Raw genomic sequence first — 19,612 nt, 5'->3', positions numbered from 1 at the left:
GGACGGCCGCGTCCGGCGGGGGTGGACAAGAGGGCGGGTTCGATGGTGAGGATGGGGCCATGGCCAAGAGCGCTGAACGCCCTTCCCTCCCTCCCCTCCACCCCTCCCGCACCCATCACCTGATCGGTCGCTGGGTCCACGGCTGGGCCCTGACCCGCGACACACCAGCCCCCGTGCGCGTGCCCCACGGCCACCGCCTCGACGTCGGTGTCCGCGGCCACCGGGTCCGGCACGTGCTGCCCGACGCCCGCCACGCGGCCTGGCTGTCCCGTTCCCTGTCCGCCCCGGACAGCTGGTTGAAGGTGTGCGGGCCGCGCGAGGAGACCGTCGCCGCCCTGGACCCCAGGTGGCGGGTGGAGGACACCGAGTACCTCATGACCGTCGAACTCTCACCGGTCCCGGTTCCGGTACCGGCCCCCTACACCGCCAGGGTCTCCCGCCGGGGCTCTTCCTACGTGGCCCGCGCTCTCACCGCGGAGGGCGCCGGCGCGGCCGGCGCGCTGATGGCCACCTACGAGGGCACGGCCGTCTTCGACCAGGTGGTCACCGAGCCCGAGCACCGCCGCGCCGGCCTGGCGCGGGCGCTCATGAACGCCCTGGGCCGCACGGCCCGGGCCCAGGGCGTGTACACGGGCCTGCTGGTGGCCACCGAGGAAGGCCGGGGCCTGTACGAACACCTGGGTTGGGAGGTGGTCTGCCCCCTCACACCGGCCCGCCTGCCACGGCACGAACCGCCCCGGGCCTGACGGGTCCGGTCAACCGAGCAGGTCCCAGCGGTTTCCGGCGATGTCGAGAAAGACCGCGACACGACCCGAGGGCGGCGCGGCACCGGTAAATCCGGGGCCCCGCACGCGGTGGCCGTGTCAGGATCCCCGCCATGACAGCGAACGAGGCACACGAAACACCCCCGGCGAACGACACGGACCCGGTGCGCGGCACGGTCCTGGTGAGCGGAGCGACAGGCGGGATCGGCACGGCTCTGGTGGACGCCCTGGTGGGGCGCGGGTGGGCGGTGGCGGCACTGGGCCGTGACCCCGAACGCCTCGCCGGGCTCTCCAGCGGACGTCCGCGGGTTCACACGGTACAGGCCGACCTGCGCCACCCCGCGAGTCTGGCCGAGTCCGTGGCCGGCATCGGGGACGTGGACGCGTTCGTGCACTGCGCCGGGATCTCCCCGGTCGCCTCGGTGGAGGACTCCCCGGTGAGCCTGTGGCAGGAGGTGCTGGCGGTCAACTTGATCTCGGCCGCCGAACTCACCCGCCTGCTGCTGCCCGCCCTGCGCGCCAGCGCCGGGCACGTGGTCCTGGTCAACGCCTCCCCCGGCCTGCGCGCGGTGCCGCTCTGGTCGGCCTTCGCCGCGAGCAAGGCGGGACTGAGCGAGCTGGCGGGCTCCCTGCGCGAGGAGGAGGGGCCGCACGGGGTCCGGGTGACCAGCGTCCACCCCGGGGGGACCGCGACCGAACTGCTGCGCGAGGTCCGCGGCGCCTTCGGGCGCGACTACGACCCCGCGGCGTGCATCCAGCCCGCCACACTGGCCCGCGCCGTCGTCAACGCCCTGGAGTTGCCGCGCGACGCCCAGATCACCGAACTCCACCTGCGCCCCGGGATGGGACAGCGGTGAGCCCGCCCCCGCCCGCACCGGGCGGCCAGGGGTCTTTCCCGCAGGGCAGAGGCGCCTTCATCTACGGTTCGGTGCCTCCCCGGTGGAGAATGGGCCCATGCCTTCCTCCGCACGGGACGCCCTGTGGCCCCTGGTCGCCGCCGTGTCCGCGGGCGGGGCCCTGGGCGCCCTGACCCGCTTCGGCCTGGACACGCTCTGGCCGCCCTCCGCCTCCGGGGTCTCCTGGACGATCCTCGCGGTCAACATCAGCGGCAGCCTGCTGATCGGCCTGCTCATGGAGCTGATCGCCCACCGCCGACCCGAGACCCGTTGGGTGCGGCCCTTCTGGGGTGCGGGTTTCCTGGGCGGCTACACCACCTTCTCCGCCTACGCCATGGACACGGTGACCGCACTGGAGCGGGGCGCGCCCCAGATCGCGCTCGCCTACCTCGCGCTCACCCTGGCCGGAGCGCTCACCGCGGCCTGGGCCGCCTCGTCCCTGGCCCACCGCGTCCTGTCCCACGGCGGACGGGGGCAACCGTGAGCGCACTGCTGGTCGCCCTGGGCGCGGCCGTGGGAGCCCCCGTCCGCTTCCTCGTGGACCTGGAGCTCAAGCACCGGTTGGGGGCGGCCTTTCCCTGGGCAACCCTGCTGGTCAACACGGTGGGCAGCCTGATCCTGGGGGCACTGATGGCGCTTCCCCTGTCCCCCGGGGCGACGGCGCTCCTGGGAACCGGCCTGTGCGGCGCCCTGACCACCTACTCCACGTTCGCCTACGAGACGGTCCAGCTCACCCGAGCCGGTTCCCGCGGCCGGGCGCTGCTGTACGTGCTGGCGAACCTGTGCCTGGGCCTGGGTTCGGCGTGGCTGGGCCTGACCGTGACGGCTCTCCTGTTCGGCTGAGCCGCCAGCGCCTCACTACTCTGGTCCGCATGTCCCCGCTGACACCCCTGATCCGCCGACTGGACCGGTTCAACCAGCGTCATCCCTGGAGCCACAACGACCGGCTCGCCCCCTGGGTGGTGCGCCGGGTCGCGGCCGGCGGGGCGCGCGAGGTCCTCGATGTCGGGTGCGGCACCGGGAACCTGGTCGCCCTCCTGCACCGCCGAGTGGGTTCGGTCGAGGGCCTGGAACCCGATCCGGACACCGCCGCGATCGCTGCTGCCCGCTTCGCGCACACCCCCGGGGTCACCATCACCCGGGTGCGCTTCGAGGACCGCGACCATTCCCGGCGCTGGGAGGCCATCACCCTGGTGGCCGTGCTGCACCACCTGCCCCTGGAACCGACCCTGCGCGAACTGCGCGAGGCCCTGGCCCCCGGCGGGCGCCTGGTGGTCGTCGGCTGCCACCGCGACGAGGGGCCGGCCGACCACCTGACCGGCCTGGTCTCACTCCTGCTCAACCCGCTCGTGGGCCTGTTGCGTCACCCGGCCCCGGCCACCGGACCGCCACCGCACATGCGCGCCCCCACCGCGGAACCGACCCAGACCCTCGCCCGCGTCCGCGCCGCGGCCACCCGGGAGCTGCCCGGAGCGCGCGTGCGCCGACGCCTCTTCTGGCGTCACACCCTGGTCTACGACCGCCCCGCCTGAACCAGATTTTGCCGTTCCCGCAACAAACTTTGCCGCACCCCCGGCCGCCGGGGCACCTTGGGTGGCGGAGGCGGCCGACAGGGCACCTCCGCACCCCATCACCGAGGAGGCGCGGACCATGGACGCACAGTTCTGGGACGACAGGTACAGCAGTCAGGCCCAGCTCTTCAGCGGCGACCCCAACGGCGTCCTGGTGACCGAACTGGCCGACCTTCCGCCCGGCCAGGCCCTCGACGTGGGCTGCGGCGAGGGCGCCGACGCCCTCTGGCTGGCCCGGCGGGGCTGGCTGGTCACCGCGGTCGACATCTCCCGGGTCGCCCTGGAACGGGCGGCCGGCTTCGGAACGGACGTCGAGGAACGGGTGTCGTGGAAATGCGGTGACCTGACCACCGCACCACCGCCGGCCGACGCCTTCGACCTGGTCTGCGTGCACTACTTCCCATTCCCGCGCCGACCCGAGCACACCGCGCTCCACGGCCTGCTGTCCGCCGTCGCCCCCGGAGGCACCCTCCTCTTCGTCGGACACGACATCACCGGACTGCCCGAGCGCCTGGACGACGGCCACGCCCCCGCCGACTACTACCAGCCCGCCGAGGTCGCCGAACTGCTGGGCGGCGACTGGACCGTCACCGTCAACGAGACCCGCCCCCGGATCGTCCCCCCGCCGCCGGGGTCGCACCACACCCACGACACCGTCCTGCGCGCCCACCGCGCACGGTGACCCGGCCCCACCGCCCCTGATCAGGGTGGTGCTTCACCGGCGACCGGGGTAGCGTGGGAGACGGCGCGGTCCCGCGCCCAACCTCCGGCCCCGGCGCCCACGCCGCCGGCTCAGTGGAGGCAAAGGGGACCCTGGAGTTCTCGGGACGCCGGTCTGACGTGTGCAGCCCTTCCGGCGGGGCGGCGGGAGCGTGGGTGTCGCCGCGGACCGCCGAGGAGCCGTCATGACCAGCCAGAAGTCCTTCAAGCAGAGCGTGCGCGCCCGCATGGACAAGACCGGCGAGAGCTACACCGCCGCCCGCGCCCAGCTGATCTCGGACCCCGCACCCACCCCGGCCGCCTCCGCCGGCGAACCCGCTCCGCCCGCGGGCACCGGTGCGGCCACCATCCGCGAGCGCGTCTCCGGTGACAAGGTCGCCGAGGCCACCGGCCGCGACTACGGGTCCTGGTTCGCGCTGCTGGACGCCTGGGAGGCCACCACCCGCTCCCACACCGAGATCGCCGCCCACCTGACCGGCGAACACGACGTGGACGGCTGGTGGGCCCAGACCGTCACCGTCGCCTACGAGCAGGAACGCGGGTTGCGCGTGCCGGGCCAGAAGAAGGACGGCTTCGCCACCAGCGCCAGCAAGACCGTGAACGTCCCGGTCGAGCGGCTCTTCGAGGCCTTCGCCGAACCCGGGCTGCGCACCCGCTGGCTGCCGGTGGAGGCGGCCGAGCGCACCGCCAAGCCGGGCAAGCGGTTCACCGCGGACCTGCCCGAGGGCACTCGCATCGCCGTGACCTTCCAGTCCAAGGGCGAGGACAAGTCGATGGCCGGTATCGAGCACACCCGCATCGCCGACGCGGAACGCGCCGGCGAGTGGAAGGCCGACTGGCGCACCTGGCTCGCCGACCTCAAGAAGCTCCTGGAGGGCTGACCGCTCTCGCGCGGCCGCGGCCGGGCCGGGAAGCTCGGCCCGGCCGCGAGGAGATCCGTCAACGGGTTCAGGTCTCGGAGGCCGTACCGGTACGCAGGTGCGCGCGCACCCCTTGCGGGTCGAACAGGATGAGAAGCTCGACCGAGCCGCCGTCGGCGCTGCCCAGCCAGTGCGGCAGGGAGGTGTCGAACTCGGCCACCTCACCGGGCTGCAGCGTCAGGTCGCGCTCACCGGTCACCAGGCGCAGACGGCCGTTGAGCACGTACAGCCACTCGAAGCCCTCGTGGGTCTGCGGGGTCGGCTCGAGCGGTTCGGGCCGTGCCGGGATGATCATCTTGAACGCCTGTGTACCGCCTGGCCTCCTGGACAGCGGAACGAAGACCATCCCGAACCGCCGGATCGGCTTCAGATGGATGCGGGGGTCGCCCGTGCGCGGAGCGCCGACGAGATCGTCCAACGGGACGTCGTAGGTGCGGGCCAGTGGCAGCAGCAACTCCAGGGTCGCGCGACGCTGACCGCTCTCCAGCCGGGACAGGGTGCTCTCCGAGACCCCGATCGTCGCCGAGAGGTCGGCCAGGGTGATGCCCCGGGCACGACGCAGCGCACGAAGCCGCGGCCCCACCGTGTCGAGTTCGTCCTCTGTTCCGTGGTGCATGCATGCACCTTGCCATAACCGCAAGTTTTCGTGCCATATCACGGGGTCTCGGTGAGGCTGGGGGCAACCGACACAAGGAGTCCCGATGAGTACCACCGACGCGAGCACCTTCTGGGACGGCGTCCACACGACCCGGCCCGCGGCCACCGACCCGCGACCGAACAGCCGACTCGTCGAAGCGGTCACGGGCCTGGCGCCCGGCCGGGCGTTGGACCTGGGGTGCGGTGAGGGCGGCGACGCGCTGTGGCTCGCCCGCAGGGGGTGGCACGTCACCGCCGTCGACCTCTCGGCCGTCGCGGTCGCGCGGCTCGCCGCCCTGGCCCGTTCACACGGCCTGCAGGAGCTGGTGACCGCCGAGCGCCACGACCTGCACGCGGCCTTCCCCCGGGGCCGATTCGACCTGGTCTGCGCTCACTACCTGCACTCCCCCCACGACCTGGACCGGCCCACCGTCCTGCGGGCAGCGGCCCACGCACTGCACCCGGGCGGGAGCCTGCTGATCGTCGACCACGGCTCGACCGCACCGTGGTCGTGGAACCAGGACCCCGACACCTCCTACCCGACCCCTCAGGAGGTCGCCGCCGGCATCGGACTGGACCCCGCGACGTGGACGGTCGAGCGGGCCGACACGCCCCGCAGAATCGCGACGGGTCCGGGCGGCCGTACCGCCGAGGTCACCGACCACGTCCTGCTCATCCGCCGCACCGTCTGACCGGGAGCCAAAAGCCGCTTCCCGACGCAAGGAGTCCCTCATGTCCACCTTGTCCCACCGCGCCCGCCGCGCCGACTCCCCGCCGCCCCGGACCGGCACCAGCGAAGCCGAAGTCCTGCGCGGATTCCTCGACTACCTCCGGACCTCCATCGCGGCGAAGGTCGAGGACGCCCCCGAACCACAGGTCCGAACGGCCGGAGTGCCCTCGGGAACCAACCTCCTCGGTCTGCTCCACCACCTGACCTCCGTCGAGCGCTCGATCTTCCTGGGCGGCCGGGTCACCGACTGGCAGGCGACCTTCCAGGCCGCTCCGGCGGACAGCGTGAGCGACGTCGTCGCCCGCTACCGGCAGACGGTCGAGCAAGCGAACAGAGTGCTCGACGGGTGCACCGACCTCGGTGAACCCGTCCCCCGACCCGGCCCGGGACGTCCCGCTCCCAGCCTCCGCTGGGCCCTGGCCCACATGATCGAGGAGACCGGCCGCCACGCGGGCCACGCCGACATTCTCCGCGAACAGATCGACGGTGCGGTCGGACGCTGACCGCGGCGCCTGACCTAGACCCACACGTAGTTGTCGTCCGTGACCGCCGGCAGGGCGGCGTCGGCGACCACCGCGTGCGGGTCCGGCAGGGCGGCCAGGGCCGGCCCGATCAGCGGAAAGATCGGGAGGTCAGCGGTTCTCCGATGGTCCACCCACTCCACCACGCCCACCTCGTATCCACCGCCGGGCTGTTCGTCGTACTCCTCCGCGGCCAGCGTCTCGCGCACCTCCGGGGTGACGTGCAGGCGGTGGATCAGGTGCAGCTTGCGCGGTGGCGGGGTCGGCCCGGGACGGCTGACCCTCTGGTCCACCACCCACAGCAGCTCCGGTGAGCCGGCTTGGTCCGGGCGCAGGTCCAGCTCCTCGGCCAGTTCGCGCCAAAGCGCGGCCTCCAGGTCCTCACCGGGTTCGACGTTCCCGCCGGGCGGGGTGTAGTGCACGGAGTCGGGGCGGTCGCGGCGGATGAGGGCGACCTCGCTCTCGCAGAACACCAGTGCGCCGACCCGGATCTTGATCCGGGAGAACGGCACGGGGTCGGCGGCGGAAGGTGCGGCGGGAGTCGTCATGTGCGCCAGTATCGCGGGGCGGCCCCCGGTCCGGGTGCGACTGGGGGCCGCCGGTGCCGGTCAGTCCAGGACGGCGTAGGCCTCGACCTCCACGAGCACGTCGGGCTCGAACAGGTAGCTCACGCCGATCGCCGACACGGGCGGCAGCGGACGCGGAATCCCGAGTTCCTCGGTGACGTTCTCGATGCCCGCCATGAACGCCTCCATCGTCTCGGGCTGGTCGGGGCCCCAGTCGGTGAGGAAGAACCGCAGGCGCACGACATCGGCGAAGGTCGCCCCGGCTCCGGCCAGGCCGCGTGCGGCGTTGCGCAGGACCTGTTCGATCTGGCCGGTGAGGTCGCCGGTGGCGACGGGGCCGTTCGCTCCGTCGCGGGCGATCTGCCCGGCCACGTGCACGTGGCGGGTGCCGGTGCCGATCGCGACGTGGTGGTACGGGACGGGCTGGTACATGCCCTCGGGGGTCAGCAGCTGCACGGTCATGGTGGTTCCTCCGGTTGGCGTTCAGCAGGTATCCCATGTCTACTAGGTGTCCGAAGGGAACCTCAACGAGACTAGGTATCATGCTGGAAACCACCCCTGCCGCACCCGCCACCCAGATCACCGCGGAGCACCGCGAGCTGCTCGACCAGATCCTCGACAAGTGGTCGCTGCAGGTCCTGGACCGGCTGTGCGAGCAGCCCTCGCGCTTCAACGAACTGCGTCGGGCGATCCCCCTCATCACCCAGAAGTCCCTCACCGCGACCCTGCGACGTCTGGAACGCAACGGCATGGTCGACCGGGTCGTCGTGAACACGCGCCCGCTCGCCGTCGAGTACCGGATCTCAGCGCTGGGCACCACGCTCCAGGACCTCATCGACGCGCTCCTGCGCTGGACCACGGTCACCATGCCCGAGGTCGAGCGCGCCCGCGAGAGGTTCGACGAAGAGACCTGAGGTCAGAGCCTGCGGTACATGATGTGCAGCCCCACGTACCCGTGCTCGGGATGGCGGAACCCCTCCTCGAGGGTGCCGACCACCTCGAAGCCCAGTGACTCGTACAGGCCCACCGCCCGGGTGTTGGTCTCCACGACCGCGTTGAACTGCATGGCCCGGTAGTCCTGCTCGCGAGCCCAATCCAGCGAGTACTCGCCCAGTGCGCGCCCCACCCCCTGTCCGGCGCGGGCCGGGTCGACCAGGTAACTGGCCGAGGCGATGTGGGAGGCGTTGCCCATGTGGTTGCGGTTCATCTTGGCCGTGCCCAGCACCGTCCCTGACCCGTCCACGGCGACCACCGTCCGGTCGGGATCGGGCAGGAGCCATCCGTCGTGCGCCTGCTTCTCGTCCATCTCCACGGGGTAGGTGAACGTGTCCCCCGCCGCCACGATCGGACGGAAGAAGGACCAGATCGCGGGCCAGTCCGCTGCTTCGGCTTCTCTGATCTGCATGCGGCGATCATGGCAGAGGGCCCCGGCCGGGCGCCCGCGGTTTTCGGTACGCGAGCCCTCGCGGACCGGGCTGATCAGTCCAGGTTCAGCCAGATCGCCACGGCGTCCTTCGCGCCCTGGTTGGAGATGCGGTGCGGGGTGGTGGACGGGTAGGTGATGGAGTCACCGGGGTGGAGTTCGTAGGTGTCGAAACCGACGTCCACGGTGAGCACCCCGCTGACGACGTTGCCGATCTCGTGGCCGCGGTGGCGCACGTACTCGGCGTTCTGGCTGGAGTAGGAGCCGGGCGGGTACACGGACTCGAAGTAGTTCATCCCCGGAACCGGGCCCGGGGTCAGGCGCCGGTAGCGCACGCCGTGGCCGAGTTCGAGCGCGGCGGCCTCGGACCGGCGGGTGACCGCGACACTGCCCACGTCCGCGTCGGCGTCCGGATCCCAGCGAGGGCCGGGGGCCTCGCCCATCGGCGTGGTGTAGGCGTCGGGGGCCGCCGGTTCGCTGGTCTGAGGCCCGAAGGCTGCTGCCATCGGCACGTTCAGCTCACCCATGATCTGGTACAGCCGGGTGACCGAGGGGCGCATCTTGCCGCGTTCGATCTGGGACAGCGCGCTGGCGCTGATCTCCAGGCGTGCGGCCAGCTCACGCAGGGACAGGCCGCGTGCGGTGCGCAGTTCTCGGATGCGCTCGCCGAACCTCTGCTCGTCGAACCGTGGGGGCGCGGGGTGCTCGGTGAATTCAGCCATGGCGTGTTAAGTATAAGTGCCGGTCTTGTGAAGTCATTGCTTTAACTGTATTGAAGTAATAGCTTCATTTTGAGCGGGTCACCCCGCACGGCACCGGAAGGACCGCATGCGCATCCTGGTCGTCAACGTCAACACCTCGACGGACATCACCCGCGCCCTGGCCGAGCAGGCCCGCACCGTCGCCCGGCCCGGCACCGAGATCGAGGCGCTCACCCCCCGCTTCGGCCCCGCCTCGGTCGAGGGCAACTTCGAGAGCCACCTGGCGGCCGTGGCCGTCATGGACCGCGTCATGACCTACGACCGCCCCTACGACGCCGTCATCCAGGCGGGCTTCGGCGACCACGGCAAGGAGGGACTGCAGGAGCTCTGCCCGACCCCCGTCATCGACATCACCGAGGCCGCCGCGCACACCGCCTGCCTCCTCGGCCACCGCTACTCGGTGGTCACCAGCCTGGACCGCACCGTGCCCATGATCTGGGACCGCCTCACCCTGGCCGGAGTCAGCACCCGCTGCGCCTCGGTGCGCGCCAGCGGCCTGGGCGTGCTGGAACTGGAGAGCGATCCCACCGCTGCCGCCCAGGCCGTCGCCCAGCAGGCCCGAGCCGCCGTGGAACAGGACGGCGCCGAGGTGATCGTGCTGGGCTGCGGCGGCATGGCCGGTATGGAACTGACCTCCGAGGAGACCGCCGGAGCCCCGGTCGTGGACGGCCTCACCAGCGCCGTCGCCCTGGCCGAGTCCCTGGTCGGCCTCGGCCTGACCACCAGCCGGGTCCGCACCTTCGCCGCGCCGCGCCCCAAACCCCTCACCCACTGGCCCCTGAGCCCGGCCCTGGAAGCACAGCGCCCGCCCGTCGCCCCGGCCGCCGCCCCCGAGTCCCGTCTCTGACCCCTGAACCCCTGACCCTCCCCGAGGAGCACAGGCCCATGGACGCCACCACCCCCCGACGCAGCAGCTCGCCCCCGTCCGCCAACCACCTGCTCGAAGAGTCGATCCTGCCCACCTGGCTCAACCAGCGCCCCATCTCCCTGCTGGGCTTCGTCTGGATCTGGGTCGGCCTGGCCATCGTGATCGTGACCTTCCAGTACGGCGCCAACGGCGTCGAGGGAGGCCTCTCCCTGCCCGTGGTGATGCTCCTGGTGCTCGGCGCCACCATGACCCTGTCGGTCATCATGACCCTCACCGCCGACATCGGTACCGAACACGGCCTGTCCTTCGCCGTGTTCCTGCGCGCCCCCTTCGGCACCCTCGGCACGCACTTCCCCTCGGTCTCCCGGGGAGTGGTCGCCGCCTGCTGGTTCGGCATCCAGACCTACCTCGGGGCGCTGGCCATCAACGGCCTGGTCGAGTACTGGACCGGGTTCGCCTCCTGGCCCCTGTGGTACGCCCTGTTCCTGGTGGTGCAGATCGTCAACGTCGCCCTCGGCATCAAAGCCGTCGAGCGGCTGGCGTCCGTCGCGGCCCCGTGCATCCTGGCCGTCTCGATCTGGATGTACTACACCCTGGACGGCATCGCCGACCTGGAGGGGGCCAACATCTGGACCTTCGCCTCCGGCGGCGACCTGTCACTGGTGGCGTTCTTCCTCATCAACATGGTCGTCTGGGCGCCGTTGGCCGTGGACATCCCCAGCATCACCCGGTTCGTGCGCACCGTGCCCGGCGAACGCCGCTTCCTGCGCCGCAACCGCAACGTCCTGGTCGCCCAGTTCGTGGCCCTGCCCCTGATGCAGGCCTGGATCTCCTTCATCGGAGCGGTCTCGTTCGTCCTCACCGGCGAATGGAACCCCGTCGACGTCATCCAGGGCCAGAGCACCGGCTTCGTGCTGGCGCTGCTGCTGGTGATGATCATCCTGGCCCAGTGGTCCACCAACACCGCCGCCAACGTGGTGCCCGCGGCGCTCAACTTCGTCAACGCCGCCGCACCCCACCTGTCCTACCGCTCGGGGGTCGTGCTGGCCGGAGTGGTGGGCACCGCCGTCATGCCCTGGCTGCTGCTGGACAACCTGTTCACCTTCCTGAGCTACTACGGCGGGTTCATCGCGGCCATCGCCGGGATCATGATCTGCGACTACTACGTGCTGCGACGCCGCCGCCTGAACGTGCCCGCCCTGTACGACCCCCGGGGCCAGTACCGGTACGCGCGGGGCGTCAACCCCGCCGCACTCATCGCCTGGTTCGGCGCCTCGGCCGCGGCCCTGTGGCAGCCCGACTACGCCTACGTCATCGGCTTCCCCGTGGCCTTCGCCGTCTACCTGGTGCTGATGCGCACCTGGATCCTGCGCCACCACCCCCAGGCCGAGATCGACGACCCCGGCGACGCGTACCTGGCCACCAGTGTGGGCCGCAGCTGGGTCTACGACGCAGACTCACGCACCTTCAGCCGCCTGGCCGTGGACGAACTGCCCGCGAAGGGCGAGCGCACCGACATCTGAACCACTGCCCGACCCGCGCACCGTCTCCGCCCTGCCCCGAACCTGACCGCCGCCCTCCGTGAGGACCCCCGTGAGCAACCCTCCCCGACCGCACACCTCGGCCGACGCCACCGCCGGTGTCCCCGCCACCGGTGACGACGACCTGACCATCCACTCCCCCGACCCCTCCCTGTACAACGACGACCTCGCCCCCGTCCCCAAGAGCAAGCGCAGCTGGGGCGCGTTCGAGATCTTCAACGTCTGGACCAACGACATCCAGAGCCTGTTCGGCTACACCCTGGCCGCCACGCTCTTCATCTCCTACGGCCTCAACGGATGGGCGGTCTTCACCGGGATCATCCTGGCCGGGGTCATCGTGATGTTCCTGTGCGACCTCGTGGGACGGCCGAGCGTGCGCTACGGCATCCCCTACGCGGTCATGGCACGGGCCAGTATGGGCGTGCACGGCACCCAGTTCCCCACGCTCATCCGCGGTGTCACGGCCATGTTCTGGTACGGGGCACAGACCTACTTCGCCTCCACGGCGATGGCCCTGCTCATCACCGCCGTGGTCGGCCCCGGCCCCGAGGGCTCCTTCCTGGGGCTGTCCGCCGTGGGGTGGACCTCCTACGTCATCGTGGCCCTCGTCCAACTGGCGCTGTTCAGCATGGGCATCAAATGGATCGGTGTCTTCCTCAACTGGGCCGGGCCGGCCGTGTACGCGGTCATGATCGCCATGATGATCGCCCTGTGGGCCATGGCCGGCGGCGACCTGTTCACAGAGCTGGGCACGGTCTTCGCCGGAAACGGCGACTACCCGGGCGGCTCCCTGGCGGCCTTCTCCGCGGTCGTGGGCACGATGGTCGCCTACTTCGCCGCGGTCGTGGTCAACTACGGCGACTTCTCCCGGTTCACCCGCTCCGAGCGCGCCATGCGCCGGGGCAACCTGTGGGGACTGCCGGTCAGCCTGGCCCTGTTCTCCTTCCTCACCCTGGTCATCACCGCCGGAAGCTCGGTGCTGTACGGGCAGGCGCTGACCAACCCGGCCGACATCGTCGCGCGCGTGGACAACATCTGGCTGACCGTGGTGGCGGCACTGACCTTCTTCCTCGCCACCGTGGGCATCAACCTCGTCGCCAACTTCATCCCGCCCGCCTACGGGCTGGCCAACCTGGCGCCCTCGGTCATCAGCGCCCGCACGGGCGGGCTCATCACCGCCGCGGTGGGCTTCGTCGTGGGCGCCCTGTGGGTGGCCTACATCGACAACATCGGTATCGCGTCCTTCGTCGACACCCTCGGCGCGGTCCTGGCCCCGCTGTACGGCATCATCGTCGCCGACCACTACCTGCTGCGCCGCCAGCGGCTGAACCTGAACGCCCTGTACTCCGCCGCGCCCGGCTCCGAGTACTACTTCACCAAGGGATGGAACCTGCGCGCCCTGGCCGCCTTCTGCCTGGCCTCGGTCTTCTCGGTGACCGCCGTGTGGCTGCCCGCCCTGGAGGCCTGGTCCGGGTTCGTGTGGATCTTCGGAGCGCTGCTGGGCGGCGCCCTGCACTACACGATCGCCCGCGCCCGCAAGTCCGCCCCCGCCTCCTCCTGAACGCACAGGACCACCGGACCCCGCACAGGGTTCGGAAAACGCGTGTGGGCCCGCCTCCGGACGTCCTCCGGAGGCGGGCCCACCTGCTTTTGGGACCTTTTGGGACCTGCCGGGCGCTAGCGCCCCAGGTAGGTGCGCAGGTGGCGGGCGGTCAGGGTCTGGCCCCGCTCCACCAGTTCGGCGGGGGTGCCCTCGAAGACCACGTGGCCGCCGTCGTGCCCGGCTCCCGGGCCGAGGTCGATCAGGTGGTCGGCGTGGGCCATGACCGCCTGGTGGTGCTCGATCACCACGACCGTGTTGCCGTCCTCCACCAGGCGGTCCATCAGCGCGAGCAGCCGGTCCACGTCGGCCAGGTGCAGGCCGGTGGTCGGCTCGTCCAACACGTACACCGCGCCCTTCTTGGCCATGGAGATGGCCAGCTTCAGGCGCTGGCGCTCACCGCCGGACAGGGTGGTCAGCGGCTGGCCCAGCCCCAGGTAGCCCAGGCCCACGTCGTACATCCGGTCCAGGATGGTGCGGGCGTTGCCCGAGGCGAAGAAGTCACGCGCCTCCACCACGGACATGGCCAGCACCTGGCTGATGTCCTTGCCGCGCAGCTTGTGCTCGAGCACCTCGGCCTTGAACCGGCGCCCCTCGCACTTCTCGCAGGTGGAGGCGACACCGGCCATCATGGCCAGGTCGGTGTAGATGACCCCGGCGCCCTTGCACTCGGGGCAGGCCCCCTCGGAGTTCGCACTGAACAGCGACGACTTCACCTTGTTGGCACGGGCGAAGGCGGTGCGGATCGGGTCCAGCAGCCCGGTGTAGGTGGCCGGGTTGGAGCGGCGCGAGCCCCGGATCGCGGACTGGTCGACGACCACCACGCCCTCGCGGCCCGGCAGCGCGCCGTGGATGAGCGAGCTCTTGCCCGAACCCGCCACACCGGTGACCACGGTGAGCACGCCCAGCGGGACGTCCACGGACACGTCGCGGAGGTTGTGGGTGTTGGCCCCGCGGATCGGGATGACCCCCTTGGGGGTGCGCACCCGCTCCCTGAGCTGGGCCCGGTGGTCCAGGTGGCGCCCGGTCAGGGTGTCGGAGGCGCGCAGCCCGGCCACGTCACCGGTGTAGGTGACGGTGCCGCCGGTGGGTCCGGCGCCCGGCCCCAGGTCCACGACGTGGTCGGCGATGGCGATGGTCTCGGGCTTGTGCTCGACCACCAGCACGGTGTTGCCCTTGTCGCGCAGGCTGAGCAGGAGGTTGTTCATCCGCTCGATGTCGTGCGGGTGCAGGCCCACGGTGGGTTCGTCGAAGACGTAGGTGACGTCGCTGAGGCTGGAGCCCAGGTGGCGCACCATCTTGACCCGCTGGGCCTCGCCGCCGGACAGGGTGCCCGACTCCCGGTCCAGGCTCAGGTAGCCCAGCCCCACCTCCGCCAGCGAGTCCAGGGTGTGGCCGAGGGTGTCCGCGAGCGGCTTGACCGAGGGCTCGTCGATCTCGCGGACGAACTCCGCCAGGTCGCTGATCTGCATGGACGCACACTCGGTGATGGTGCGCCCGTTGACCTTGACCTCCCGGGCGGCGGCGTTGAGCCGGGTGCCCTCGCACTCGGGGCAGACCGAGAAGACCACGGCCCGGTCCACGAAGGTACGGATGGAGGCCTGCATCTTCTCGCGGTCCTTGGCCAGGTAGGTCCGCTTGATCTTGGGGACCAGGCCCTCGTAGGAGATGTTGTTCGTGCCGATCTTGACCTTGGTGAGGGGTTTGTGGAGGAAGTCCTGCCACTCCTCGTCGGTGTAGTCGCGCAGCTTCTTGTCCGCGTCCAGCAGCCCCGAGTTCGCGAAGACCTGCCAGTACCAGTTGTCCACGGCGTACCCGGGGACGGTGATGGCGCCCTCGTTCAGGGACAGGTCGCGGTCGTAGAGCTCCTCGACGTCGATCTGGTTGGTGCGACCCAGGCCCTCGCACTCGGGGCACATGCCCTCGGAGTTGTTGAAGCTGAACATGCTGGAGGGCTCCAGGCGCGGGGTGCCCACCCGGCTGAAGACGATGCGCAGCATGGCGTGGGCGTCGGTGGCGGTGCCCACCGTGGAGCGCGAGTTGGCGCCCATGCGCTCCTGGTCCACGATGATCGCGGCGCTGAGGTTGCGCAGCGAGTCCACGTCCGGCCGACCCACGCTGGGCATGAAGGACTGCAGGAACGCCGTATAGGTCTCGTTGATCAGCCGCTGGGACTCGGCGGCGATGGTGCCGAAGACCAGCGAGGACTTACCCGATCCGGACAGGCCGGTGAAGACGCTCAGCCGCCGCTTGGGGATGTCCACGGAGACGTTGTCGAGGTTGTTCTCCCTGGCCCCGCGGACCTGGATGGTGTCGTGGGTGTCCGCGGTGGCAGTGGGTTCGGAAGACAAGCTGCTCCTCAAGGTCCTGGAAATCCTTATGCGCTAAACTAACAGCCAGCGAACGTTAGTTTATTCCATAAGGAGATGCAAGTGGTTGTCTACGCCGGCCAGGGTGACCCCCGCCGCTCCATGGCACTGCTGTGGCGCGACCACGAACCCGTCGAACGCACCGGCCCCGGCCCCAAGTCACAGCTGAGCGTGGACCTGGTGGTGGAGACCGCCATCGAGGTCGCCGACACCGAGGGCATGCAGGCCCTGTCCATGCGCGCCGTGGGCCAACGCCTCGGGCGCACCGCAATGTCCCTGTACACCTACGTGGCCAGCAAGAACGAACTCGTCGACCTCATGTACGACCACGCCTTCGCCGAACTGGTCCGCGAGTGGGAGACCGAGACCACAACGCTAGAGGGCGCCACCGACAAAACGGTCTGGCGCGAGGAGGTCCTCACCTGGACCGGCAACCTGTGGCGCTTCTACCTGCGCCACCCCTGGAGCCTGGAGATCTCACAGGCCCGCCCGGTCCTGGGCCCCAACGAGTACCAGGTCTTCGAGTCCCTGGCCACGGTACTCCACCGGGCCGGACTGCCGCCCAAGGCCATCAGCGGCGCCCACGCCAGCATCTTCAACCTGGTCCGTGGCCTGGTGCGCACCGCAGCCGAGGCCCGCCAGGCCCAGGCCGTCACCGGCATCCCCGAGGACGAGTGGTGGTACGCCCGCTCCGCCCAGCTGGAGGAGGTCGTCGAGGACTTCGACACGCGCTTCCCCACCCTGACCCTGATGACCCAGGCCGGCGCCTTCGACAACGCCGACCCCGACGAGCCCTACCTGGAACAGGAGGCCTGGGAGTCCTTCCAGTTCGGCCTCGACGCCCTGCTGGACGGGGTACGGAACCAGATCGAGGCCGCCTCTCCCGAGCCGAAGGCCCCCTGAACCCCACAGCACGTACCCCCCGGGACCGGAGCCGAACCCGCGTGCCAGACTTCCGGTCATGGCAAAGATCCACGAGTCCATCGGACCCCGGCTGCAGCGGTTCCTCCTCACTCAGCCGGTGTTCTTCGTCGGCACGGCGCCTCTGGACGCCCACGGCCACGTCAACGTCTCCCCCAAGGGCATGGGCGGAACCTTCGCGGTCCTGGACGAACACCGGGTGGCCTACCTCGACTACACCGGCTCGGGCACCGAGACCATCGCCCACCTGCGCGAGAACGGCCGCGTCGTGCTGATGTTCTGTGCCTTCGAGGGGCCGCCCGACATCGTCCGCCTGCACGGCCGCGGCCGCGCCGTCCTGCCCGCCGACCCCGAATTCGACGAACTGCGCGTCCACTTCGCCAAGGAGCGCACCCTGGGGCAGCGTTCGATCATCGTGGTGGACGTCCACCGGATCTCGGACTCGTGCGGGTTCTCCGTGCCCCTCATGGACCTGCGCGGTGACCGCGACCTGCTGGACCGGCACCACGAACGCCACGATCCGGCCTACTTCGACGACTACTGGAGCAAGCGCAACGCCACCAGCATCGACGGCCTTCCCGGGATGCCGGGGTGAGCGGCCACACAGCTCCCAGGGCCCCCAACAGCGCCAACGGCTGTCAGAGGCCCTCGAACCGGTCCGCGGCGACCATCGCCGGCACGAACGCCCCGGGCCGGGGGCCGGTGAGAGCGCGGGCCGGTCAGATCCAACCGAGCAGGAACAGCAGCAGCAGGGTCAGGGCGGCCGAGACCAGGAGGGACGTCACGCAGCCCCACCGGCTGTTGTAGAAGAAGAACACGGGCACCTCCTCGAGAGCTCTTCACTGCCCAGTATCCTGCCCGATCGCCGTCGGCTCAGGCGGGGCGGGCGAAGGTGATGATCTCCTCGCTGGAGTCGGTGAGCGGGCTGCGGTCCCAGTACCCGTACTGGGCGCTCACCTCCAGCCCGGCCTCGGCGAGGAAGGCGTTCAGGCGCTCGGCGTCCAGGAAACGCAGGGTGCTGCGCACGGTCTCGGGTTCGGCCCAGCCCTCGACGCTGTAGTCGGAGGTGAAGGTGACCAACTCGCCCGCCACCTCGCGCAGGCGGTGCACACAGGTCGCCTTCCTGCCGCCGGGGCCGTCCACGGTGCGCACCCGCTCGGGGCTCCAGGCCTGCCAGCCGCGCACGGCCGGGTTGCGGGTCTCGAACACGAACCGGCCGCCCGGGGCCAGAATCCTGCGCACGGCGGCCAGGTTGGCACGCACGTCCTCGTCGCCGAGGAACACCTGGAAGGCGTGCCCGGACATGATGACCAGGTCGAACGCGCCGTCCCCCAACAGCTCGGCCTCTCCCTCGTAGGGGCCGGCGACCAGGTCGCCCAGAACCCACTCGACGTCGCCCCGGTCCCGGCGGCCGACCTCCAGCATCGCGTCGGCCGGATCCAGTCCCACCAGCCGCCCGGTGTGCCCCCGCTCGCGGGCGACCCGCTGGATCTTGCCGGTCCCGCACCCCACGTCCAGCACCGAACGGGCGCCCATCACCAGATCGAGGTAGAAGTCGTCCTGCGGTGAGACCTGCCAGTGGCTGAAGTAGTCGTAGAGCTCGGCCAGGTTGAGAACGGAGAAGTGTCGATCGACCATGAGGGCATTGTCGTGGCCCCGTCCCTTGCGGCCAAAGGGTTTTCACCCCCGAACCCACCAGCCGCCCTCCACCGGGTTCGGACACGAGGCGTCCGTGAGCCACGACACGGCACGCCGCTGACATTCCGCCAGCTCCTGGGCGTGGAATGATCATCCGATGACCGAATTCCTCACCCGAGAACAGCTCGCCGACCGAACCTCCGCGGCCGTGGACGCGGCCGTCGGAGCCGGACGCGACCTCGGACTCGACGTCCGCGAACCCGAGGTGCTGCACGACCTGTTCTCCGTCGTCGTCCACCTCGCGCCCTCACCGGTCGTGGCGCGCGTCCCCACCGTCCTGCCGGACTCGACGACCCTGGAGTCCCTGGCCCGGCGCCAGCGCGCGGAACTGGACGTGACCCGGTGGCTGGACGGACAGGGCGTCCCCGTGCTCCCGCCCAGCCCGCTCGTGCCGCGCGAGCCCGTACAGCGCGACGGGTTCTCGATGACGTTCTGGCAGTACGTCGAGGAGAACCGCGACAAGGAGCCCGACTACGCGGCCAACGCCGAGAGCACCGCTCACCTGCACGCCGCCCTGCGCGACTACCCGGGCCGACTGCGGTTCCTGGAGGCGGCCGAGCCGCACTCCCTCACCGAGAGCCTCGCCCGGCTGGAGAAGAGCCCCGACCTTATCTCCCCGCAGGACCTGGACCGCGCCCGCCGCGAGTGGCAGGTCCTCGAACCCCTCGCCGGTTCACAGACGGAGTTCGAGAAGGCCTTCCCGGGCGTCGAGCTGCAAACCGTCCACGGTGACTCCCCGCCCGCGAACGTCTTCGCCGCCGTGGACGGGGACCGCTACGCCGACTTCGAGCTGGTCTGCCTGGGACCGGTCGAGTGGGACCTGGCCGCGCTCGGATCCGAGCTGGAGGCCGCCTACAACCGCGGCGCGCGCCGTAACGGCATGCGGGAGCTGAACGAGGACGTGATGGACTTCGTGAACGCCGTGGGCAGGCTGCGCACCATCGCCGCCCTCGAGCTCGTCCCGAAGCTGCCCGTGCTGGCGGAGTACCTGAACCCGGCCGTGGACCAGTGGCGGCACACCCCGTTCAGCGTGAACCCGCCCGGCCGGGCCGACTGAACCCGCAGCCCGAACACCGGCTCCGGCGGCCGGGCCACGCCGCCCCGGTC

Annotated in this window: 23 protein-coding genes; 16 read left to right on the top strand and 7 right to left on the bottom strand. The window is 70.8% G+C overall.

Annotated features, from left to right (window positions below):
- The first annotated feature begins 59 nt into the window (after window positions 1–59).
- The 7 genes from D458_RS0109040 to D458_RS33240 all read left to right on the top strand — a co-directional run bounded on the left by D458_RS0109040 (window position 60) and on the right by D458_RS33240 (window position 4,832).
- Complete coding sequence (locus D458_RS0109040; RefSeq protein ID WP_017586411.1) at window positions 60–746, top strand: GNAT family N-acetyltransferase; 687 nt, start codon at window positions 60–62, stop codon at window positions 744–746.
- A 131-nt stretch (window positions 747–877) separates the two neighbouring features.
- Complete coding sequence (locus D458_RS0109035) at window positions 878–1,621, top strand: SDR family oxidoreductase (protein ID WP_017586410.1); 744 nt, start codon at window positions 878–880, stop codon at window positions 1,619–1,621.
- A 97-nt stretch (window positions 1,622–1,718) separates the two neighbouring features.
- Entirely contained in the window at window positions 1,719–2,144 is a 426-nt protein-coding gene (locus tag D458_RS0109030; protein ID WP_017586409.1) for a fluoride efflux transporter FluC, read from the top strand.
- Window positions 2,141–2,503, top strand: coding sequence for a fluoride efflux transporter CrcB (crcB, locus tag D458_RS0109025; protein ID WP_017586408.1), 363 nt, complete (start codon window positions 2,141–2,143; stop codon window positions 2,501–2,503). The genes D458_RS0109030 and crcB overlap by 4 nt, the downstream gene beginning before the upstream one ends.
- Window positions 2,504–2,532: 29 nt before the next feature.
- Complete coding sequence (locus D458_RS0109020) at window positions 2,533–3,192, top strand: class I SAM-dependent methyltransferase (protein WP_017586407.1); 660 nt, start codon at window positions 2,533–2,535, stop codon at window positions 3,190–3,192.
- 118 nt (window positions 3,193–3,310) lie between these two features.
- Complete coding sequence (locus D458_RS0109015) at window positions 3,311–3,913, top strand: class I SAM-dependent methyltransferase (RefSeq protein WP_017586406.1); 603 nt, start codon at window positions 3,311–3,313, stop codon at window positions 3,911–3,913.
- A 223-nt stretch (window positions 3,914–4,136) separates the two neighbouring features.
- The gene (locus D458_RS33240) at window positions 4,137–4,832 is read left to right on the top strand and encodes an SRPBCC family protein (protein ID WP_017586405.1); all 696 of its coding nucleotides are present in this window, start codon (window positions 4,137–4,139) and stop codon (window positions 4,830–4,832) included.
- A 67-nt stretch (window positions 4,833–4,899) separates the two neighbouring features.
- Here D458_RS33240 and D458_RS0109005 read toward each other — a convergent pair whose 3' ends face one another.
- Entirely contained in the window at window positions 4,900–5,487 is a 588-nt protein-coding gene (locus D458_RS0109005) for an XRE family transcriptional regulator (protein ID WP_017586404.1), read from the bottom strand.
- An 85-nt stretch (window positions 5,488–5,572) separates the two neighbouring features.
- Between D458_RS0109005 and D458_RS0109000 the strand changes: the two genes are divergently transcribed.
- Together D458_RS0109000 and D458_RS0108995 are read left to right on the top strand one after the other, a co-directional pair.
- Window positions 5,573–6,199, top strand: a complete 627-nt coding sequence (locus tag D458_RS0109000) for a class I SAM-dependent methyltransferase (RefSeq protein WP_017586403.1) — start codon at window positions 5,573–5,575, stop codon at window positions 6,197–6,199.
- A 40-nt stretch (window positions 6,200–6,239) separates the two neighbouring features.
- A complete protein-coding gene (locus D458_RS0108995; protein ID WP_017586402.1) occupies window positions 6,240–6,740 on the top strand; it encodes a DinB family protein in 501 nt (166 codons plus the stop codon).
- A gap of 14 nt (window positions 6,741–6,754) precedes the next feature.
- Here the strand turns inward: D458_RS0108995 and D458_RS0108990 are convergent, their stop codons facing one another.
- Entirely contained in the window at window positions 6,755–7,306 is a 552-nt protein-coding gene (locus tag D458_RS0108990; RefSeq protein WP_017586401.1) for an NUDIX hydrolase, read from the bottom strand.
- Between the two features lie 60 nt (window positions 7,307–7,366).
- On the bottom strand, window positions 7,367–7,786 hold the full coding sequence (locus D458_RS0108985; RefSeq protein WP_017586400.1) for a RidA family protein: 420 nt from the start codon (window positions 7,784–7,786) through the stop codon (window positions 7,367–7,369).
- A gap of 80 nt (window positions 7,787–7,866) precedes the next feature.
- Here D458_RS0108985 and D458_RS0108980 point away from each other — a divergent pair, with 80 nt between their 5' ends.
- Entirely contained in the window at window positions 7,867–8,238 is a 372-nt protein-coding gene (locus D458_RS0108980; protein ID WP_017586399.1) for a winged helix-turn-helix transcriptional regulator, read from the top strand.
- A 2-nt stretch (window positions 8,239–8,240) separates the two neighbouring features.
- On the opposite strand, the gene D458_RS0108975 is transcribed toward D458_RS0108980, so the two are convergent.
- A complete protein-coding gene (locus D458_RS0108975) occupies window positions 8,241–8,729 on the bottom strand; it encodes a GNAT family N-acetyltransferase (RefSeq protein ID WP_017586398.1) in 489 nt (162 codons plus the stop codon).
- A 74-nt stretch (window positions 8,730–8,803) separates the two neighbouring features.
- On the bottom strand, window positions 8,804–9,469 hold the full coding sequence (locus D458_RS0108970) for a helix-turn-helix domain-containing protein (RefSeq protein WP_017586397.1): 666 nt from the start codon (window positions 9,467–9,469) through the stop codon (window positions 8,804–8,806).
- Window positions 9,470–9,575: 106 nt separating this feature from the next.
- Here D458_RS0108970 and D458_RS0108965 point away from each other — a divergent pair, with 106 nt between their 5' ends.
- The 3 genes from D458_RS0108965 (at window position 9,576) to D458_RS0108955 (ending at window position 13,478) form a co-directional block, all read left to right on the top strand.
- The gene (locus tag D458_RS0108965; RefSeq protein WP_017586396.1) at window positions 9,576–10,355 is read left to right on the top strand and encodes an aspartate/glutamate racemase family protein; all 780 of its coding nucleotides are present in this window, start codon (window positions 9,576–9,578) and stop codon (window positions 10,353–10,355) included.
- Between the two features lie 38 nt (window positions 10,356–10,393).
- Complete coding sequence (locus tag D458_RS0108960; RefSeq protein WP_017586395.1) at window positions 10,394–11,899, top strand: NCS1 family transporter; 1,506 nt, start codon at window positions 10,394–10,396, stop codon at window positions 11,897–11,899.
- 70 nt (window positions 11,900–11,969) lie between these two features.
- Window positions 11,970–13,478, top strand: a complete 1,509-nt coding sequence (locus D458_RS0108955) for an NCS1 family nucleobase:cation symporter-1 (protein ID WP_017586394.1) — start codon at window positions 11,970–11,972, stop codon at window positions 13,476–13,478.
- 116 nt (window positions 13,479–13,594) lie between these two features.
- Here D458_RS0108955 and D458_RS0108950 read toward each other — a convergent pair whose 3' ends face one another.
- Window positions 13,595–15,868, bottom strand: coding sequence for an ATP-binding cassette domain-containing protein (locus D458_RS0108950; protein WP_017586393.1), 2,274 nt, complete (start codon window positions 15,866–15,868; stop codon window positions 13,595–13,597).
- An 81-nt stretch (window positions 15,869–15,949) separates the two neighbouring features.
- On the opposite strand from D458_RS0108950, the gene D458_RS0108945 reads away from it, so the two are divergent.
- The gene (locus D458_RS0108945; RefSeq protein ID WP_017586392.1) at window positions 15,950–16,789 is read left to right on the top strand and encodes a TetR/AcrR family transcriptional regulator; all 840 of its coding nucleotides are present in this window, start codon (window positions 15,950–15,952) and stop codon (window positions 16,787–16,789) included.
- Window positions 16,790–16,847: 58 nt separating this feature from the next.
- Window positions 16,848–17,402, top strand: coding sequence for a pyridoxamine 5'-phosphate oxidase family protein (locus D458_RS0108940; RefSeq protein ID WP_017586391.1), 555 nt, complete (start codon window positions 16,848–16,850; stop codon window positions 17,400–17,402).
- 278 nt (window positions 17,403–17,680) lie between these two features.
- Here D458_RS0108940 and D458_RS0108930 read toward each other — a convergent pair whose 3' ends face one another.
- The gene (locus D458_RS0108930; protein WP_017586389.1) at window positions 17,681–18,445 is read right to left on the bottom strand and encodes a class I SAM-dependent methyltransferase; all 765 of its coding nucleotides are present in this window, start codon (window positions 18,443–18,445) and stop codon (window positions 17,681–17,683) included.
- 157 nt (window positions 18,446–18,602) lie between these two features.
- On the opposite strand from D458_RS0108930, the gene D458_RS0108925 reads away from it, so the two are divergent.
- Entirely contained in the window at window positions 18,603–19,562 is a 960-nt protein-coding gene (locus D458_RS0108925; RefSeq protein ID WP_017586388.1) for a phosphotransferase, read from the top strand.
- Window positions 19,563–19,612 lie beyond the last annotated feature (50 nt).

Origin of the sequence: Nocardiopsis ganjiahuensis DSM 45031 (assembly GCF_000341085.1) — a bacterium.
Lineage (GTDB): Bacteria > Actinomycetota > Actinomycetes > Streptosporangiales > Streptosporangiaceae > Nocardiopsis > Nocardiopsis ganjiahuensis.
Note: the sequence above shows the minus strand (reverse complement) of the source record. Positions and strands in the feature narration are given on the sequence as shown.

Bases quoted from the DNA above. Each gene is read 5' to 3' on its own strand.
- D458_RS0108990 (WP_017586401.1), bottom strand. From the start codon at position 7,306: ATGACGACTCCCGCCGCACCTTCCGCCGCCGACCCCGTGCCGTTCTCC.
- D458_RS0108975 (WP_017586398.1), bottom strand. From the start codon at position 8,729: ATGCAGATCAGAGAAGCCGAAGCAGCGGACTGGCCCGCGATCTGGTCC.
- D458_RS0108965 (WP_017586396.1), top strand. From the start codon at position 9,576: ATGCGCATCCTGGTCGTCAACGTCAACACCTCGACGGACATCACCCGC.
- D458_RS0108970 (WP_017586397.1), bottom strand. From the start codon at position 9,469: ATGGCTGAATTCACCGAGCACCCCGCGCCCCCACGGTTCGACGAGCAG.
- D458_RS33240 (WP_017586405.1), top strand. From the start codon at position 4,137: ATGACCAGCCAGAAGTCCTTCAAGCAGAGCGTGCGCGCCCGCATGGAC.
- D458_RS0109030 (WP_017586409.1), top strand. From the start codon at position 1,719: ATGCCTTCCTCCGCACGGGACGCCCTGTGGCCCCTGGTCGCCGCCGTG.
- D458_RS0108980 (WP_017586399.1), top strand. From the start codon at position 7,867: ATGCTGGAAACCACCCCTGCCGCACCCGCCACCCAGATCACCGCGGAG.
- D458_RS0109005 (WP_017586404.1), bottom strand. From the start codon at position 5,487: ATGCACCACGGAACAGAGGACGAACTCGACACGGTGGGGCCGCGGCTT.
- D458_RS0109035 (WP_017586410.1), top strand. From the start codon at position 878: ATGACAGCGAACGAGGCACACGAAACACCCCCGGCGAACGACACGGAC.
- D458_RS0108930 (WP_017586389.1), bottom strand. From the start codon at position 18,445: ATGGTCGATCGACACTTCTCCGTTCTCAACCTGGCCGAGCTCTACGAC.
- D458_RS0109040 (WP_017586411.1), top strand. From the start codon at position 60: ATGGCCAAGAGCGCTGAACGCCCTTCCCTCCCTCCCCTCCACCCCTCC.
- D458_RS0108925 (WP_017586388.1), top strand. From the start codon at position 18,603: ATGACCGAATTCCTCACCCGAGAACAGCTCGCCGACCGAACCTCCGCG.
- D458_RS0108995 (WP_017586402.1), top strand. From the start codon at position 6,240: ATGTCCACCTTGTCCCACCGCGCCCGCCGCGCCGACTCCCCGCCGCCC.
- D458_RS0109020 (WP_017586407.1), top strand. From the start codon at position 2,533: ATGTCCCCGCTGACACCCCTGATCCGCCGACTGGACCGGTTCAACCAG.
- D458_RS0108960 (WP_017586395.1), top strand. From the start codon at position 10,394: ATGGACGCCACCACCCCCCGACGCAGCAGCTCGCCCCCGTCCGCCAAC.
- D458_RS0108940 (WP_017586391.1), top strand. From the start codon at position 16,848: ATGGCAAAGATCCACGAGTCCATCGGACCCCGGCTGCAGCGGTTCCTC.
- D458_RS0109000 (WP_017586403.1), top strand. From the start codon at position 5,573: ATGAGTACCACCGACGCGAGCACCTTCTGGGACGGCGTCCACACGACC.
- D458_RS0109015 (WP_017586406.1), top strand. From the start codon at position 3,311: ATGGACGCACAGTTCTGGGACGACAGGTACAGCAGTCAGGCCCAGCTC.
- D458_RS0108985 (WP_017586400.1), bottom strand. From the start codon at position 7,786: ATGACCGTGCAGCTGCTGACCCCCGAGGGCATGTACCAGCCCGTCCCG.